The following is a 16,391-nucleotide window of genomic DNA, read 5'->3' on the forward strand; positions in this document are numbered from 1 at the left end:
GAAAGACGGCCATGTTCGGAAGATTGAATCACGTCGCCATCGCGGTGCCCGATCTGAATGCCGCCATCGCCCGTTATAGGGGGCTCGGCGCAGATGTCTCGGAACCGCAATCGCTACCCGAACACGGCGTGACGGTGGTTTTCATTCAGGCTGACAATACCAAGATCGAGCTTCTTCACCCGCTCGGCGAAGATTCGCCGATTGCCGCTTTTCTCGAGAGAAATCCGGGCGGCGGCACGCATCATCTCTGCTTTGAAGTGCCTGACATTGTCGCGGCGCGCGACGATCTCGTCAAAAAGGGCGTTCGAATTCTGGGTGATGGCGAGCCGAAGATCGGCGCGCATGACAATCCCGTTCTTTTCCTGCATCCGAAGGATATGGGTGGCGTGCTCTATGAGCTTGAGCAGGTTTCCCAGACACATGGCTGAAACACAGACTCCGTAAGAGGCTGGCCACACGGTGGACGGCGCAGCGGCCGTTCGCCTTTGCCGGAACGTGTTTCGTTTGTTTTCTTTTGACATTCGTTTTGTTTTCGTTTTTATGGCAATTGTCTTTCAACGATGGGGACGCGATCCCCCGACGCTGTCGTGGAGGCTCTATGTCCGGCGAGAATATTTTCGATCTTTTTGTCATCGGTGGCGGCATCAACGGCTGCGGCATTGCCCGCGATGCCGTCGGCAGGGGCTATTCCGTCGCGCTTGCGGAAAAGGGCGATTTCGCTTCCGGCACGTCTTCCGCCGCCACCAAGCTTATTCATGGCGGTCTGCGGTATCTCGAGCATTATGAGTTTCGTCTGGTGCGCGAAGCGCTGATGGAGCGGGAAATCCTCTGGGCCATGGCGCCGCATGTCATCTGGCCCATGCGTTTCGTCCTGCCCATCCAGAAAGGCGGCGTGCGCCCGGCCTGGATGGTCCGGCTCGGCCTGTTTCTTTATGACAATCTCGGCGGCCGCAAGCTTTTGCCGGCGACCCGCACGCTCGACCTTCGCAGGGACCCGGCGGGCAAGCCGCTGAAGCCGGTTTTCGCTAAAGCCTTCGAATATTCCGACGGCTGGGTGGATGATGCCCGTTTCGTGGTTCTCAACGCGCGCGACGCGGCCAATCGCGGCGCGACGATCTTGAACCGCACACGCGTCGTTTCCGCACGGCGTGAAGGCGGGCTGTGGCTCATCGAGACGCTGGATGAAAAAACCGGACGCGCGGCCACGCACAAGGCGCGTATGCTGGTGAATGCCGCCGGCCCATGGGTGGACAAGGTGCTTTCCGGCGTCTTCGGCCGCAACGACGTGCACAATGTCCGGCTCGTTCAGGGCAGCCATATCATCGTGCGCAAGAAGTTTTCCGATCCGCGCGCCTATTTCTTCCAGAACCCGGATAACCGCATCATCTTCGCCATTCCCTATGAGCGCGATTTCACGCTGATCGGAACCACGGACCGCGATTACAAGGGCGATCCGGCCAGGGTTCGCATCTCCGAGGAGGAGATTTCCTATCTCTGCAACGCGGCCAGCGACTATTTCAGCGAACCGGTCCGGCCGGAAGATATCGTCTGGACCTATTCCGGCGTTCGCCCGCTTTTTGATGACGGTGCATCGAAAGCGCAGGAGGCGACGCGCGATTATGTGCTGAAGGTTGAAGAGACAGCGGGTGAGGCGCCACTCCTCAATATTTTCGGCGGCAAGCTCACCACCTATCGGCGGCTGGCAGAACATGCGCTGGAAAAGATCGGTGCGGCGATTGGCGAAAAGGGCAAGCCGTGGACGGCGGGCTCGCATCTTCCCGGCGGCGATTTCGGCGCCCAAAGATATGAGGCGCAGGTCCAGGCGCTTGTCTCGCGTTATCCCTTCCTCGATGGCCGTCATGCCGAGCGGCTTGTCAGAAACTACGGCACCAAGGCAGTGGAACTATTGGGCAGCGCCACCGATGTCTCCGGCCTCGGCCGGCATTTCGGCGGCACGCTCTATGAATGCGAGGTGCGCTGGCTGATCGAGCATGAATGGGCTTGCGCGGCCGAGGACATTCTCTGGCGACGCACGAAACAGGGTCTGCGCCTGAACAAGGACGAGGCCGCCGGTCTGGATGCATTCTTGGCAACACTGACGGGTGGCGAGGAAAAGGCTGAAGCCGTGGCGGAGCGCGCCTGAGCATCCGCCGCCGGCCTCGTCAGTTCCCGGAATTCCTTCCCGCTCTCTCAGGGCCGTCAGCGCTCAGGATGTAGTCGTCGGCGGCCGAAAGCGCGTGCTCCATATGCCCTTCAAACACCAACTCCGGTTCGTCGGGCGCAATGCCAATTTTTGGCATGCCGCCGAAACGTACTGCCTGCGATTGTGCAAGGCCGTCGTGAAGGCCGCTTTCCAGAAGATCGAAATAGCGGGTGCCGGGGCCGGTGATGAAGACCGGCATATGGCCATGCAGGCTGAAGAGGCGTGAAAGACCGTTACCGAGCGCAAGTCCGGCGGTGCGGAAGGCGAACCGCGCCATGCGCGCGCCGTTGCGGGCTGAAGCGGCGATCTTGTCCACCTCGGCGATCGGCACGAATTTCGCCGGTTCCGCCTGCGGCGGGGCTTCGAAAGCAGAACGCAGTATGGCGTAAAACCCGGAATAGGCCTCGATGCAGCCTTTGGTGCCGCAACGGCACAGCGCGCCATCGGCCAGATGCAGCATGTGGCCGAAATTGGGAGCGCTGACATCGATTGCGTCGCCCGTCGAGCGGGCGATGCCAAGGCCGATGCTGTGGCCGAGCGACAGAGTGACGAGGGCTTCCGGCGCTGAGTTTTCCCGTGCCTGCTCCCGCATCCAGATGGCTTTTGCGGCCAGCAGCGTCTCGTTGTTCAGCGTCACGCGAATGCGCCCGTCCCCGGAAACGAGTCGCTGGAAATCAATCCTTTCGTCACCTAGAACCGGCGACCAGACAAGCGTTGCCGTGGCCGCATCCACCAGCCCCTTGCTGCTGATCGACACCTGGAGGATATCGTGACGGTCGATGCGCGAGCGATCGGCAAGTCTTGCGAGGCCAGCGAGGATCGCGCCGCCGAATGTGCCTTTTTCAGCTGTAATCCTCTGTTCGGTGAAGCGGTCCACCAGCTTGCCGGCATAATCGACCAGCGAATATTGCACGCTGTCGGATGAGATGATGACGATGGCGACATGGCAGAAAGCGCCGCGCGGGCCGAAGAGAATGCGCGGCCGGCCACGGCCGGCGGTGGCGAGCTGCTCTTTCCGCAGAATGAGCCCGGCCCGCTCAAGCTCGGTGGTGATGGCGGACACGGTTGCGGAAGCAAGTCCGGTGAAAGACGACATGTCGGTATGGGAAAGGCTGCCGTGCAGGCGCAGCGCCGCCATCACCGACAGGCTGTTTTTCTGGCGCACCAGTTCCGTACTTGCAATGGCGGACATGGGCTGGGGCATGCTCCCTGAACGGCCTTTTTCCTGTCGTGCTGATCCACTCTGATGGCGCATGCCAGAGCGAAGATCAAGGCACCCGGATGCTGCCCGCAGCCGTTGTTGACAGCATGGGGAATCTCTGACATTAATTTTCTCGACTGTCGAGAAAATTGTGAAACCACAGAGACCGGCAGCTTTTTCCGGGCGTTTTTCCTGCATGGAGGTGCGGGGCTTCGCCCTTACCGGGAGGACATCATGAATTCTTTTGCCAAGCTTTTGGCGGGTACGGCCGTACTCGTTTCCCTGCACACTGCCGCCATGGCCGCTGATCTCGTCGTCGGCGTGTCCTGGTCAAATTTCCAGGAAGAACGCTGGAAAACGGATGAGGCGGCCATCAAGGCAGCGCTCGACAAGGCCGGCGCGAAATACATCTCCGCCGATGCGCAATCATCCGCCGCAAAGCAGCTCACCGACGTGGAATCGCTGATCTCGCAGGGCGCAAACGCGCTGATCATTCTGGCGCAGGACAGCGACGCGATTGGTCCGGCCGTTGAAAAGGCCGTTGCCGAGGGCATTCCGGTCGTGGGTTACGACCGCCTGATCGAAAACCAGAACGCCTTCTACATCACCTTCGATAACAAGGAAGTCGGCCGTCTGCAGGCTGCCGAAGTCTTCAAGGTGAAGCCGGAAGGCAATTACGTCTTCATCAAGGGCTCTTCTTCCGACCCGAATGCGGACTTCCTGTTCGCCGGTCAGCAGGAAGTGCTGAAGGCGGCCATTGACGGCGGCAAGATCAAGAATGTCGGCGAAGCCTATACCGATGGCTGGAAGCCGGAAAATGCCCAGAAGAACATGGAACAGTTCCTGACCAAGAATAACAACAAGGTCGATGCGGTCGTCGCCTCGAATGACGGCACGGCCGGCGGTGCAATCGCCGCTCTCGCCGCGCAGGGCATGGCAGGTTCGGTTCCCGTTTCCGGTCAGGATGCCGATTTCGCCGCGCTGAACCGCGTCGCGCTCGGGACGCAGACGGTGTCGGTCTGGAAGGACAGCCGTGAACTCGGCAAGGAAGCGGCTGGCATTGCGCTGGAACTGGCCGGCGGTAAGAAGATGACCGAGATCAAGGGTGTCTCCACGTTTGAAGGCGGTCCGAAAAAAGTGAAGATGCAGTCGGTCTTCCTCAAGCCTATCGCCATCACGAAGGACAATCTGAACGTCGTCATCGACGCCGGCTGGATCAAGAAGGAAACGGCCTGCCAGGGCGTGAAGGCTAAAACGGTCAAAGCCTGCGATTGAGCGAATAGGTCCCGGTTCGGGCGCTGCGCCATGGTTCATGGCGCGGCGCCTTTAGAGCATTTCCAGGAAAAGTAGGCCCCGGTTTTCCGTCCGGAAATGCGCCAGAAAAAAGCGAAAACGCTCTAAGATGTGAGGAGCACCGGCAGTTCATGGCCGATATGACCCAGTCCAATACTACAGCGTCGCAAAAGACGGAAAAAACAGGCTCGATAACGCGCTTCATCAACGCCACCGAGCTGGATACCAGACTGCTCGGCATGGTCGGTGCGCTTCTTCTGATCTGGATCGGATTTCATATCCTGTCCGGCGGGCTGTTTCTGACGCCGCGAAACCTCTGGAACCTCTCCGTGCAGACCGCCTCCGTGGCTGTCATGGCAACCGGCATGGTGCTCGTCATCGTCACCCGCAATATCGACCTGTCGGTCGGGTCGATCCTCGGTTTTTCCGGCATGATTATGGGTGTCATGCAGGCGGAAATCCTGCCGCAGATCCTCGGCTTTGAACATTGGGCCACGTGGATCGTCACGCTTATGGTCGGCATTCTCGTCGGCGGCGCCATCGGCATGTTGCAGGGCTCCATCATCGCCTTCCTCAACGTGCCGTCTTTCATCGTCACGCTCGGCGGCCTGCTTGTCTGGCGCGGCGGCACCTGGTTCATCACCAGCGGCCGCACCGTGGCGCCGATGGATTCCACCTTCCGCCTGATGGGCGGCGGCACCAGCGGTTCGATCGGCGCGACATGGAGCTGGATCGCCGCTGTCATCGCCTGCGTCGCCATCATTGCGGCCATCCTGAACTCCCGCCATCAGCGCCGCCGTTTCGGCTTTCCGTTGCGGCCCGTCTGGGCGGAATATTTTCTGGCCGCGCTGGGCTGCCTTGTCGTCATCGGTTTCGTGGCGGTGGTCAACAGCTATCCATGGCCGGTCAACATCGCCCGCAACTATGCCGATGCCAATGGCATCGCCTGGCCTGAAGGCGGTCTGTTCATTTCGCATGGCATCGCCATTCCGGTGCTGATGGCGCTCGCCGTCGGTGCGGTCATGACTTTCATCGCCACACGGCTGCGTTTCGGCCGTTATGTCTTCGCCATCGGCGGCAATCCGGAAGCGGCCGAACTCGCCGGCATCAAGACCCGCTGGGTCACGGTGAAGATCTTCACGCTGATGGGTGTTCTGTGCGCCATCGCCGCCGCCATCTCCACCGCCCGCCTCAACGCGGCGACCAATGCCCAGGGCGAGCTGGACGAGCTTTACACCATCGCGGCGGCCGTCATCGGCGGCACTTCGCTTGCCGGCGGTGTCGGAACCATAGCGGGTGCGATGCTCGGCGCGCTCGTCATGCAGTCGCTGCAATCCGGCATGGTGCTGGTGGGCATCGATACGCCCTTCCAGCGCATCGTCGTCGGTGTGGTTCTGGTCGTCGCCGTCTGGCTCGACACCATCTACCGCGCCCGCGCCAAGTAAGAACCGAGGAGAACTCCTATGACGGACCAAGTCACGCCCCTCGTGGAAATGCGCAATATTTCCATTTCCTTCGGCGGTATCCATGCGGTGGAAAACGCCTCTGTCGATCTTTTCCCCGGTGAGGTGGTCGCCCTTCTCGGCCACAATGGCGCGGGCAAATCGACGCTGATCAAAATCCTCTCCGGCGCCTATCGGCGCGATGGCGGGGATATTCTCATCAATGGCGAGGATGCCGATATCCGCAATCCACGCGATGCCAAGAAATACGGCATCGAGACCATCTACCAGACACTGGCCGTGGCCGATAACGTCGATGCGGCCGCCAATCTTTATCTCGGCCGCGAGCTGAAGACGAAATGGGGCACACTTGACGATGTCGCCATGGAAGCCTCGGCCCGCGAGGTCATGGGGCGTCTCAACCCCAACTTCCGCCGGTTCAAGGAGCCGGTGAAGGCGTTGTCCGGCGGCCAGCGGCAATCCGTCGCCATCGCCCGCGCCATTCTGTTCGATGCCCGTATCCTCATCATGGACGAGCCGACGGCCGCACTCGGCCCGCAGGAAACGGCGCAGGTGGGCGATCTCGTCAAGGAGTTGAAACGGCAGGGCATCGGCATCTTCCTCATCAGCCACGATATTCACGATGTCTTCGATCTGGCCGACCGGGTCTTCGTGATGAAGAACGGCAAGGTGGTGGGCCATGCCCGCACGCAGGATGTCACCAAGGACGAGGTGCTTGGCATGATTATTCTGGGCAAGGTGCCGCCCGGTGCGGTGCCGGGGCCGGGTGCGGTCGCGCTCTGAGTTCAGTGAAATAAAGATATAAAGATTTCTTTATGTCTATTGACATCGTGGTGCCCGTGGTGAGAAATGCGGGTGTCATGGTTCTCCGGGCTCGTTTGTTCGATCCCGGAGCTAAGAGGGAATCCGGTGCGCCGACGATCGGCAAGACCGGAGCTGCCCCCGCAACTGTAAGCGGCGAGCCTTTGTCCAACACGTCACTGGGGTAAACCCCGGGAAGACGGACAAAGGCGACGACCCGTAAGCCAGGAGACCTGCCAGGACAAAATAACGTCCACGGGCGGGGTGTCCCGGTGGTTGCTGCAATGGTCCGGCACAGGCCGGGCCTGCACGCGTCCGCTTTACCCATGCCCCCACAACCAAATGGGGTATGAAAATGCCAGACAAGTCCATTCCAGTCGCATCTCTCGGTTTTCCGAGGATCGGACGCCATCGTGAACTGAAGTTCGCGCTTGAAGGCTTCTGGTCCGGCAAGATTTCCGAGACGGAACTGCTCGAAACCGCAGCTAGGCTGCGCGCCGAAAACTGGGCGCTTCAGCTTGAGAAGGGGATTGCCCATATCCCTTCCAACGATTTTTCCCTTTACGATCATGTCCTAGATACAGCCGTGATGGTGGGCGCCATTCCATCCCTCTATGGATCGGCGGGCGGAGATGTTTCCCTCTCCACCTATTTCGCCATGGCGCGCGGCAGCCAGAGCGAAGGGCATGCAGGCTGCGGCCATGGGCATGAAGGACATTCGCATCATGGTCAGGGCGTTCCGGCGCTGGAAATGACCAAATGGTTCGACACCAACTATCACTACATGGTACCGGAGGTTTCAGAGGATCAGCATTTCGTGCTCACCTCGCAAAAGCCGGTCGACCACTTCCTTGAGGCGAAGGCGCTCGGCGTCCATACGCGTCCGGTCATTCTCGGCCCGGTCACGTTCCTGAAACTCGCCAAGGCGCGCGAGGCAGCCTTCAAGCCGCTCGATCTGCTGGCGAGGCTGCTGCCCGTCTATGAAGAGCTGCTGCGTCGCCTGCGCGTGGCCGGTGCGGACTGGGTCCAGATCGACGAGCCGGTCGCCGTGCTTGATCTTTCCGAGGGGGAGCGTCACGCGCTGGCCGTGGCCTATCAGGCTTTGTCGAAGGCCGCGCCGGATCTGAAAGTCCTGCTCGCCACCTATTTCGGTGGGCTTGAGGACAATCTCGAAGCCGTCGCGTCGCTTCCGGTCGCGGGCCTTCATATCGATCTGGTGCGAGCACCCGATGCGCTGGAGGCGGCGTTAAAAGCGTTGCCGGAAAATCGCGTCCTGTCGCTGGGTGTCATAGACGGCCGCAACATCTGGCGCGCTGATCTCGCCGCAATCATTACCCGATTGGAACCCGCCATCGCGGCACGCGGTGCGGCGGCGTTTCAGATCGCGCCCTCCTGCTCGCTGCTGCATGTCCCGGTCGATCTCGAACTGGAAACCGGCCTCGATGCCGATCTCAAAAGCTGGCTTTCCTTCGCCACCCAGAAGCTCGGCGAACTTGCCACGCTTGGCAAGGCTCTCGGTAATGGCAAGGCTGCTGTCGCGACGGAACTGGCGGCTGCCTCCAAGGCCGTTGCCGGGCGTGCATCCTCACCGAAGGTAACGGACGCCGCCGTACAGAAGCGTATTGCGACGATTGGCGAGGCCGACAGGAAGCGGGCGAGCCCGTTTGCCGAGCGGCAGAAAGTGCAATCGCAGGCCATCGCGCTGCCGCTTTTCCCAACGACGACCATCGGCTCTTTCCCGCAGACGCCGGAGGTGCGCAAGGCCAGATCGGCACATTCCAAGGGCGCGCTGACCGATGCGCAATATGAAAAATTCCTGGAGAAGGAAACCGAAGCGACCATTCGCTGGCAGGAGGAAATCGGTCTCGACGTTCTCGTGCACGGCGAGTTCGAGCGCAATGACATGGTGCAATATTTTGGCGAACAGCTTTCCGGCTTCGCTTTCACCCAGCATGCATGGGTGCAGAGTTACGGTTCGCGTTATGTGCGCCCGCCCATCATTTTCGGCGACGTGTCGCGTCCGAAAACGATGACGGTTCGCTGGTGGGAATATTCGCAGTCGCTCACCGACAAACCCGTCAAGGGCATGCTGACCGGGCCGGTGACGATCCTCAACTGGTCCTTCGTGCGCGACGATATCGCCAGAAGCCTGACATGCCGCCAGATCGCGCTCGCCATCCGCGATGAGGTCAATGATCTCGAAGCAGCCGGCGCGCAGATGATCCAGATCGATGAGGCGGCTCTTCGAGAAGGACTGCCGCTTCGGCACCGGGACTGGCAGGATTATCTCGGCTGGGCGGTGGAATGCTTTCGCATTTGCTCCAGCGGCGTGGGTGACCGCACACAGGTTCACACGCATATGTGCTATTCCGAGTTCAACCAGATTATCGATGCCATTGCTGCCATGGACGCCGACGTGATCTCCATCGAGACCTCGCGTTCGAAGATGGAACTGCTGAATGCGTTTCGGACCTACAAATACCCGAACCAGATCGGTCCCGGCGTTTATGACATCCACTCGCCGCGCGTGCCGGCGGTTGGAGAAATGGTCGATCTTCTGGCGCTGGCGCGAGAGCGGCTTGACGACCGGCAGCTCTGGATCAATCCGGATTGCGGCTTGAAGACGCGTAAATGGGAAGAGGTGAGGCCCGCTCTGGTCAACATGGTCGCCGCCGCTGCCGAGCTTCGCCGCGCGGTGCTTTGATATGAATGGAGGCCCGGCGAGAACCGGGCCTCCATCATGGCTTACGCCTGAAAAATTTGGGGGAGGGCATATGAATGCCTCTCCGGGAGGATGGAGCCAGCCGGACAGGCAGAGAGACCGTTTCCGGGCTGCGACTGGAGATCGGTATGGAAACGCTCAATCCCGGCGAATCTAGGCCGTTGCGAAAGCGCTCAATGCAGATCGGCCTGAGCGAAGGCGCCGACATTCAGCTCTGCGCTTACCGGCGGCAGACCCTGCTGATTGATGTCCTGGGCCAGCGACAACAATGCCATCTCAAGGAAATAGGTCGACATGCCCAGTTCCAGAGATTTCGAGCGCTGGCAAAGATAGGAAACCATCCGCCCGAGCGCCAGAATCTCGTCTGCATTGTCCTGTTCAAGTATATCTGTGGTAGACGCCGCCATGATTCCCTCTCGACAGTCGACAGTATGAAAACGCGATGATGTTGCGTTGTTCATTTTCGACCACATCGAGCGTCACGCGAGCGTCACACCTGCGTCAATCGTCGTTTTTGTCCGCCGGCGCGGCGGCATTTTCCGCCGCTTCAGTGGCGGCGAGCGATGTCACGAGAGCGACGATGCTTCTACGCACGGCGGCGCTCTTGATGCGCGAAAAGGCCTGGTTGAGCGAAAAGCCTTCATTCGAGGCCACGAAGGTCTGCATGGCATTGATCGTGCCAAGGGCCGGATTGGCCGGGTCGCCATCGGGCGTGGCATTGGCGAACAGGGAGCTGACCTCAACGCCGAGAATCGACGCAATGGCCTGCAGACGGGACGCGCCGACACGATTGGCACCCTTTTCATACTTCTGGACCTGCTGGAAGGTGATGCCCAATCGCCCGGCCAGTGCACTCTGGCTCATGCCGAGCGACTTGCGGCGCATTCTGATTTGTGCGCCGACATGGACGTCGATCGGGCTGGGTAGTTTGGCGTGCATTACAAATTCCTCCGGTTGAGGTTCCTAAATCCGATGATCAATTAATATCGTTGAAGGTATACATTCAACACAATTTCCACGGGTATTATGACGCTTTATTGACGAAATTGCACGATTTTTCGTTCATAATCGCGTGTCCGGCCCGCGATTTATTATTTTTGTTGCACAACGCAACGCCCCGTTGCGGCTGGAAAGATGGCTCCATCCGGCCACGCCGATGGTTTGAAAGCCGATTCTGTCCCAAATTTCTCGGTTCATTGCATCGAATTCCTCAAGCGACTCGGTATCGCCGAAATGCGGAACCCAGACGAATGGCCGTTTCTGACCGGAACGTATGACATTTTCAAGAAGGACATTGTTGTAAAGTCTGGGCAGGCATTTTTTGGTGTCGATGGCCCGCGAAAGCGGGATGGGATTTCGTTCTATCGCAAAGCCCTGTCGCGCGAGCCAAAGTGACGAGGCGTCCAGTTTTCGTTTCAGCTCGGTTGCGGCGCGGGCATTGCATCCGCCATGCGCGACAGGGTCGGCAACGAGCAATAGCGGCCGGCCGCCGCTTCTCAGACCGGTGACTGAAACGAACTGGTCAACGTGGAAGCCGCATTGGTGCATTTTTTTGCCGGCAATCTCCGCTCCGCAAGTTTCCATCGCGGAAAAATCGGAAGAGACCGGGACTTTGCCGAGATATTCCGGCCGATATCCGAAACTGAAGATGTTTCTGCCGTCGAGAGCCTGAATTTTTCGCCACCGCTGCGAAGGGATGGCCGCATTCCTTCCTATCCCCCTGTCATCCTGCAGGCTGGAATGGCCCACCAGCCGAAAATCCGGGCCGACAAGCTGGTTGCCGCCTGCCAAGGCGACATCCGAATGCGTGGTTGCCGCTCCCAGATATTCGGCCAGGCTGACGCCGATGGCCTTCTCCGCCACCAGGACGAATTCTGTCGCAGCATCAACCGCACGCACATGGAACATGTCCTGTATCCACGGATGCGAAATGCCGTCGTTTCCGGCAAGGGGTATCAGTTCGGTGCCGCAGGAGGCTGGCAGGCTGCCGAGCCAGTCTCGCGCTGACCCGAGACTGGCACGATCGGTCACGATAAAAGCGGTGATATCTGCGGGCAGGGCCGAGAGCAGGTTTCCGATTGGAATGAGCGGTGAAACAGTGTCAGTGGCCCTGCTTTCCGCAAAAAAAGCGGCGGGTATTGCGAGCGCAATCGTGCGGATCAGCCCGCCGCAATCGGGCATCAGAGGCAGGGGCTGGATGGCGCTCAAGACCTTTTGTCCCCTGTCGCCCGCCTTGCCGCCAATTGCTGGAAAAACATCGTATTCTGAAGCTTCCATGATGGCGGCGGTGGGGATGGCAACGTTTCGCCCGTGAGCATTGCCAGAAGCCTCATCGCATCGCTTCTTTTGACGGAAACCGCATTGGCCGCGAGCAGATTCGCCGTCTCGGAGCCGAGGGCCGCGTCCGCGGCGACGGCGCGCCATGTCCTGCGGGTAAAATGCAGATTGTTGGCTGCGCGCGTAAGCGCGTCATATTCCTCTGGAGCGACCGTATCGCGGCAGACGGCGAGCGTCGCCTCGGCATCGACCAGCGCGACTGTCAGCGGGCGGTAATCGAGCGCGCCGGGTGCATGGCTCACCGCCACATCGGCATCGGAAAAACGCCGCCCGTCGCGATAGGCCTCGAAAATCTCGCCGATGCCGATCATGCCGAAGGGGGCGCATTCCGCCGCCCTGAGCGCCCCCATGCTGGCGGCGCCGAAAACGGTAACGCCGCTCGCCAGTGCAAACAGGATTTCCTTGTGCCAGACGGCGGCGCAATCGCCGTAAAGCCCGTCGATCAGCCCGATTGTCCCCACACCTTGCCGAGCCGCATCGAAAATATCGCCGCAGGCGGCCGGACCGCGAAGATCGAGACCGGACATATGTTCGCCTGCGATGCCGTGGATGGACGGGCCTGCAAAAACCACCGGCTTCATCCGAGGCCTCCGACGGTCAGCAGGTGATCGAGGGTGCGCTGCGAGATGTGTTGCAGGCCGCCGCCGGCCGGAGCAAGGCCGCTTGCCAGAACCCGCACCACATGCAGGCCGGATACCTCCGTTTCCAGCGGAAAGACATAGATATCCTCGATGCCGGCGGCGAACAGGTGCGTCGCAAGCTGGTGCCATGGCGGCGAAGGCGCGTCATATATAAAATCGAGATTGGCCGGCACCCTTTCCATCGGCTGCACGCCGGAGGCCGAAGTCCCGGCCGCAACCATATCCCGCTGGTAGCGGAGAGGGGAAAGATCGTCCCTCGCGCCGCTGATATCGGTCAATCGCGACTGGATCGCCTCCAGCAAGGCTGCAATCGCAGCGCCATGGATATCAGGCCGGCAGGCGGCCCCGGCGGCGCTGCGGGTGGCTGGCCCGTCCTGCGCCTGAAGCGACCGGGGCAGGGTCGCCATCGCCACCGGCACGCCAAGCCCATTCGTCATGTCGAAGAAGGACGGCGGCAGGCCGATATCCGACAGGTGCTGAACAAGAACGTCGAAGGAAGGATCGACGCCCGCCGGAATGAGGACCGGTCGCGGTGCGATGGTGCGCGTCTCGAAAGTGTCGACGAGAAAGCAGGCATCGTTTTCAATGAGTTCGAGCAGGGCATGGAGGACCGCATGGTCATGGTCGAAGCCCGCCGCGAGCCCTTGGGAACTCATGCGGAAGGCCTGCCGGTCCCATGGAAAATCCACCCGGAAATCCATGCCGACAAGTTCGTAAGGCGCAAAAACCTCCCCCTGCCGGCGAATGGATGTGCCCTTCACCCAGGCACGTTCTTTTCGCGGATCGAGCGCGTCGCAATCGACCCTGCCGACGGTTTCGAAGGGAATGAGAGGAGTTCCCTTATCCCGCATCTCCTGAACGGAGCTGAAGGCGGCGATATGTTTGCGGGTTTCTTCCGCGACCGCGCCTTCGATCGCCTCCATGATCGCCGATAGCCGGGCCTGTTCCGCGACAAGCCCCTTGCCCTGCGAGACGGACAGCCCGCGCGAATTGGGCCGGGCCGCGAACCAGACGGGAATGCCGATAATATCGAGGCCGGTCACGTCGCCGACACGGGTAATCCCGAACCGCCGAAGCAGTCCGGGATCGAAGAACGAAGCGTCGACATGCCTTGAAGCCGCTGTCGCTGATATGGGAGCATCGGCGCCGGTCAAGGCTGCGAGACCGCGATCAGGGCGCCGTGTTGCTGTCGTCGGCAAGGATGGCGTCGAACAGCTCGCCGGTGACGGAGCCGGCCGGGCCGACAGCCTTCAGGGCCGCTTCGATCGGCGCCTGTACCATGCGGTTGAAATCCCAGCCGGCGTCGTTCACTTCGCCGATGAAGGCGAAATCGGCTTCGGAAACCACTGCGCCGCCGGAGACGAGGGCTTCGATGCCCTGGATCTGAACCTGGTCCAGTTCCGCTTCCGGCTGGCCGTTCTGGCGAACGAGCATGGACTTTGCGGCGGCTGCCACGCGGGCATAACCATCCACGCCGGGATGGCTGGCTTCATAGGCGGCAATCGTCTCATGCGACACGGACGCGACCCTGAGCGGCGCCGTGCGAATGAAGAGAACGCCGAAACCCTTTTTTCCGACAATGAAGAAATGCGAGGACATAGTATCTCCTATTTAATCCCAGCTAATCGAAGTGCGTGATAGAATTTTTCATTCGCTATCGGGTCCCGGTCTGGAGACAGGCTGCTGATCTCCCTCGCCGTCATACCCGGATAGTTTTCCTGAAGCCTGTTGCCGGATTCCCGGGCGGAGGCCAGATCGCCATGCAGCGCGTGGCTTGCGGTGAGGACGCGCAGCGCAGGCTCGTCATTTTCCATCCGCCCGCACAGTTCCACCGCCGTGCCGTAGTCCTCGCGCTTGAAAGCGATGCTGGCGCCAGCCCACCAGTAGATGTCGGGCGCCAGCGGATTGAGGTCGATGGCCTGCTGGAACTTCTCCCAGGCGATTTCCGCATCGCCGAAATGAGCGAGCGCATCGGCATGCTGGAGCAGGAGGTCGGCCGAATTGGGCGCCAGCGCCTCCGCCTCGAAGAATTTTTCGGCGGAGATGTCGAAGTCCCGCTGGTAGAGCGCCACCACCGCGCACATCCAGTGGCCCACACCGAGGGCGGGGTCGATCTCGACGGAAGAATCGGCCTCCGCCTTGGCGCGGTGCAGGAGATGGGGGTCGTTGCCGCCCAGCATCAGCCATTCGAGTTGCAAGCTCTGCGCCACGCGGGCGCGGGCAACCGCCATGCTGTGGTCGAGATCGACGGCCTTGCGGAACATCGAACGGGCTCTTCTGAGAAGCGGCAGATCGCATTTGCCGCGCAGAAGCTGCTGGCCTTCCAGCAATTGCCGGTAGGCCTCGCCGCTGTGGTTGCGGTCGGGCTCCACCTGAAGCCGCTCGATTTCGCGGGCAAGCGCCGCGGCCACCTGTTTGGAGAGCAGCCGGAAGGCGGCGTGGATATGCCGTTCGGTTAGGACCGCTTCCAGTGACCAGACGATTTCACCGCTTGCATCCTCGATCAGTGCAACCGACATGCGGGTTTCGTCGAACACGGTCGAAATGATGCGGTAATCCGCCCGCAGCATGGCGTAGCCGTCATCGGCCCGGTCATGCGCCAGCGCAAAGGTGCTGTGCGGCGAAAGGACGGTGAAGGTGCGGTATCGGACAAGACTGTTGGCGACATCCTCGACGAAGGCTTGCATGACCGGCGAGACCGGCTGTCCGTCGACCCGTGCCGGGCGCACGAATGCGACGCGCGGTTTTGCCATTGATTTTCGGCGACTGCCTTCTTCCGGCTCGGCGGGGGCCGTTATCGTGGCGGTCAGACTTTGTATTCTCCGCCTTAGCGCCACGGTTTCCGCTTCCGGCGAACGACCCTCCTGACGAAGCTGCTCCATCAGAAGCTGGTACATGCCCTCGCAGGCGCTGATATTTCCGATCCGCGCATAGGCCGCCATGGCGGCGCGGTAGGTTTCTTCGCGCTCCGGTTCGATCTTGCAGGCGCATTCGGCAAGTCTGGCGATGTCGTTCGAGCTGGCGCGGCCGAACCGCGTCAATTCCTCCAGAAGCTGGGTGTAGCTCGAAAAAAACAGGTCCCTGAGACGGCGGCGCTCCGAAAGCAGCCATAGATAAAGATGGTCCTGCCCGGCCTCCAGCCCCTCCAGCAACTCGCCGCCGAATTCGAGCAGCGCATTGAGCCGCCGCATGGGGTCTTCCGCCCTTGCGCCGGCAAGGAAGATGGCAAGGTCGGTGCGCTGCGCCAGCTTGCCGGCCTTCAGGTCGTTTCCTTCGGTCAGAAGGATGGCATCGTCCTCATTGGGCAGTTTCTGCAGGCGGAGAATGAGCTGCCGCAAATTGCCGAGAGCCCTTTTCTGCTCGACATTTTCCCACAAAAGCGATGCGGCATGCTGGCGGGAAAGGGACTGGTTCGGCGCAAGGATGAGGGCGGCGGTAAGGGCGAAGCCCTTGGACGGGAAAAATGCCTCCCGCACCGCATCACAGCGCGGGGTGCCAAAAAGCCGGATCGGTATCAGTTCAGCGTTCCCAGCCACTTTCGTCCCCTCATGAATCATCATCTAACAACGTGTCCGGGAAATTGAAAGTCATCATAGCGTTCCATTTGACGCTGGTGTGACGCGGCCTGCCTATTGTCGCAGACAGAAGCATGAATGACGGGTGGAAAACAGCGGACATGCGACGGGCAGGCATCGGGAATTTTCGACAGTGATAGCGTTTAACGGAAGCT

At 60.7% G+C, this 16,391-nt stretch carries 14 protein-coding genes and 1 riboswitch; of the genes, 6 read left to right on the forward strand and 8 right to left on the reverse strand.

Features of this window, described 5'->3' with window-relative positions; translation table 11 throughout:
* Positions 1-11: 11 nt before the first annotated feature.
* On the forward strand, positions 12-428 hold the full coding sequence (gene mce, locus ACQZ40_RS17520) for a methylmalonyl-CoA epimerase (protein WP_448748351.1): 417 nt from the start codon (positions 12-14) through the stop codon (positions 426-428).
* 170 nt (positions 429-598) lie between these two features.
* Positions 599-2,143 (forward strand): glycerol-3-phosphate dehydrogenase, encoded by a 1,545-nt coding sequence (locus ACQZ40_RS17525; protein WP_448748352.1) that lies wholly within the window; start codon positions 599-601, stop codon positions 2,141-2,143.
* Between the two features lie 19 nt (positions 2,144-2,162).
* Here ACQZ40_RS17525 and ACQZ40_RS17530 read toward each other — a convergent pair whose 3' ends face one another.
* Positions 2,163-3,395 carry an ROK family protein gene (locus ACQZ40_RS17530; RefSeq protein WP_448748353.1) on the reverse strand — a complete coding sequence of 411 codons (1,233 nt, stop codon included), beginning with the start codon at positions 3,393-3,395 and terminating at the stop codon, positions 2,163-2,165.
* Positions 3,396-3,638: 243 nt separating this feature from the next.
* Between ACQZ40_RS17530 and xylF the strand changes: the two genes are divergently transcribed.
* From xylF to metE, 4 genes are all read left to right on the forward strand, one after another.
* Positions 3,639-4,679, forward strand: coding sequence for a D-xylose ABC transporter substrate-binding protein (gene xylF / locus ACQZ40_RS17535; protein WP_003520852.1), 1,041 nt, complete (start codon positions 3,639-3,641; stop codon positions 4,677-4,679).
* 149 nt (positions 4,680-4,828) lie between these two features.
* The gene (locus ACQZ40_RS17540; RefSeq protein WP_078053353.1) at positions 4,829-6,142 is read left to right on the forward strand and encodes a sugar ABC transporter permease; all 1,314 of its coding nucleotides are present in this window, start codon (positions 4,829-4,831) and stop codon (positions 6,140-6,142) included.
* 18 nt (positions 6,143-6,160) lie between these two features.
* A complete protein-coding gene (locus tag ACQZ40_RS17545; protein ID WP_078053354.1) occupies positions 6,161-6,943 on the forward strand; it encodes an ATP-binding cassette domain-containing protein in 783 nt (260 codons plus the stop codon).
* A gap of 61 nt (positions 6,944-7,004) precedes the next feature.
* A riboswitch (cobalamin riboswitch) is annotated at positions 7,005-7,216 on the forward strand.
* Positions 7,217-7,316: 100 nt separating this feature from the next.
* Entirely contained in the window at positions 7,317-9,665 is a 2,349-nt protein-coding gene (gene metE, locus ACQZ40_RS17550) for a 5-methyltetrahydropteroyltriglutamate--homocysteine S-methyltransferase (RefSeq protein ID WP_448748354.1), read from the forward strand.
* Between the two features lie 191 nt (positions 9,666-9,856).
* On the opposite strand, the gene ACQZ40_RS17555 is transcribed toward metE, so the two are convergent.
* The 7 genes from ACQZ40_RS17555 to ACQZ40_RS17585 all read right to left on the reverse strand — a co-directional run bounded on the left by ACQZ40_RS17555 (position 9,857) and on the right by ACQZ40_RS17585 (position 16,221).
* Positions 9,857-10,090 (reverse strand): hypothetical protein, encoded by a 234-nt coding sequence (locus ACQZ40_RS17555; protein ID WP_065657079.1) that lies wholly within the window; start codon positions 10,088-10,090, stop codon positions 9,857-9,859.
* A 94-nt stretch (positions 10,091-10,184) separates the two neighbouring features.
* Positions 10,185-10,622 (reverse strand): helix-turn-helix domain-containing protein, encoded by a 438-nt coding sequence (locus tag ACQZ40_RS17560; protein WP_003520859.1) that lies wholly within the window; start codon positions 10,620-10,622, stop codon positions 10,185-10,187.
* Between the two features lie 123 nt (positions 10,623-10,745).
* On the reverse strand, positions 10,746-11,891 hold the full coding sequence (locus tag ACQZ40_RS17565; protein ID WP_448748355.1) for a hypothetical protein: 1,146 nt from the start codon (positions 11,889-11,891) through the stop codon (positions 10,746-10,748).
* Entirely contained in the window at positions 11,888-12,601 is a 714-nt protein-coding gene (locus tag ACQZ40_RS17570) for a TfuA-like protein (RefSeq protein ID WP_448748356.1), read from the reverse strand. The genes ACQZ40_RS17565 and ACQZ40_RS17570 overlap by 4 nt, the downstream gene beginning before the upstream one ends.
* The gene (locus tag ACQZ40_RS17575) at positions 12,598-13,794 is read right to left on the reverse strand and encodes a YcaO-like family protein (protein WP_448748383.1); all 1,197 of its coding nucleotides are present in this window, start codon (positions 13,792-13,794) and stop codon (positions 12,598-12,600) included. The genes ACQZ40_RS17570 and ACQZ40_RS17575 overlap by 4 nt, the downstream gene beginning before the upstream one ends.
* 37 nt (positions 13,795-13,831) lie before the next feature.
* On the reverse strand, positions 13,832-14,260 hold the full coding sequence (locus tag ACQZ40_RS17580) for a hypothetical protein (RefSeq protein ID WP_003520863.1): 429 nt from the start codon (positions 14,258-14,260) through the stop codon (positions 13,832-13,834).
* Positions 14,261-14,268: 8 nt separating this feature from the next.
* Entirely contained in the window at positions 14,269-16,221 is a 1,953-nt protein-coding gene (locus tag ACQZ40_RS17585; RefSeq protein ID WP_338809727.1) for a BTAD domain-containing putative transcriptional regulator, read from the reverse strand.
* Between the last annotated feature and the right edge of the window lie 170 nt (positions 16,222-16,391).

The sequence above is a fragment of the Agrobacterium sp. 16-172Ci genome (assembly GCF_053522725.1).

Excerpts from the sequence above, each read along its gene's own strand:
- ACQZ40_RS17530 (WP_448748353.1), bottom strand. The coding sequence starts at position 3,395 with ATGTCCGCCATTGCAAGTACGGAACTGGTGCGCCAGAAAAACAGCCTG.
- ACQZ40_RS17570 (WP_448748356.1), bottom strand. The coding sequence starts at position 12,601 with ATGAAGCCGGTGGTTTTTGCAGGCCCGTCCATCCACGGCATCGCAGGC.
- ACQZ40_RS17525 (WP_448748352.1), top strand. The coding sequence starts at position 599 with ATGTCCGGCGAGAATATTTTCGATCTTTTTGTCATCGGTGGCGGCATC.
- ACQZ40_RS17585 (WP_338809727.1), bottom strand. The coding sequence starts at position 16,221 with ATGATGATTCATGAGGGGACGAAAGTGGCTGGGAACGCTGAACTGATA.
- ACQZ40_RS17555 (WP_065657079.1), bottom strand. The coding sequence starts at position 10,090 with ATGGCGGCGTCTACCACAGATATACTTGAACAGGACAATGCAGACGAG.
- ACQZ40_RS17580 (WP_003520863.1), bottom strand. The coding sequence starts at position 14,260 with ATGTCCTCGCATTTCTTCATTGTCGGAAAAAAGGGTTTCGGCGTTCTC.
- xylF (WP_003520852.1), top strand. The coding sequence starts at position 3,639 with ATGAATTCTTTTGCCAAGCTTTTGGCGGGTACGGCCGTACTCGTTTCC.
- ACQZ40_RS17545 (WP_078053354.1), top strand. The coding sequence starts at position 6,161 with ATGACGGACCAAGTCACGCCCCTCGTGGAAATGCGCAATATTTCCATT.
- mce (WP_448748351.1), top strand. The coding sequence starts at position 12 with ATGTTCGGAAGATTGAATCACGTCGCCATCGCGGTGCCCGATCTGAAT.
- ACQZ40_RS17540 (WP_078053353.1), top strand. The coding sequence starts at position 4,829 with ATGGCCGATATGACCCAGTCCAATACTACAGCGTCGCAAAAGACGGAA.
- ACQZ40_RS17560 (WP_003520859.1), bottom strand. The coding sequence starts at position 10,622 with ATGCACGCCAAACTACCCAGCCCGATCGACGTCCATGTCGGCGCACAA.
- metE (WP_448748354.1), top strand. The coding sequence starts at position 7,317 with ATGCCAGACAAGTCCATTCCAGTCGCATCTCTCGGTTTTCCGAGGATC.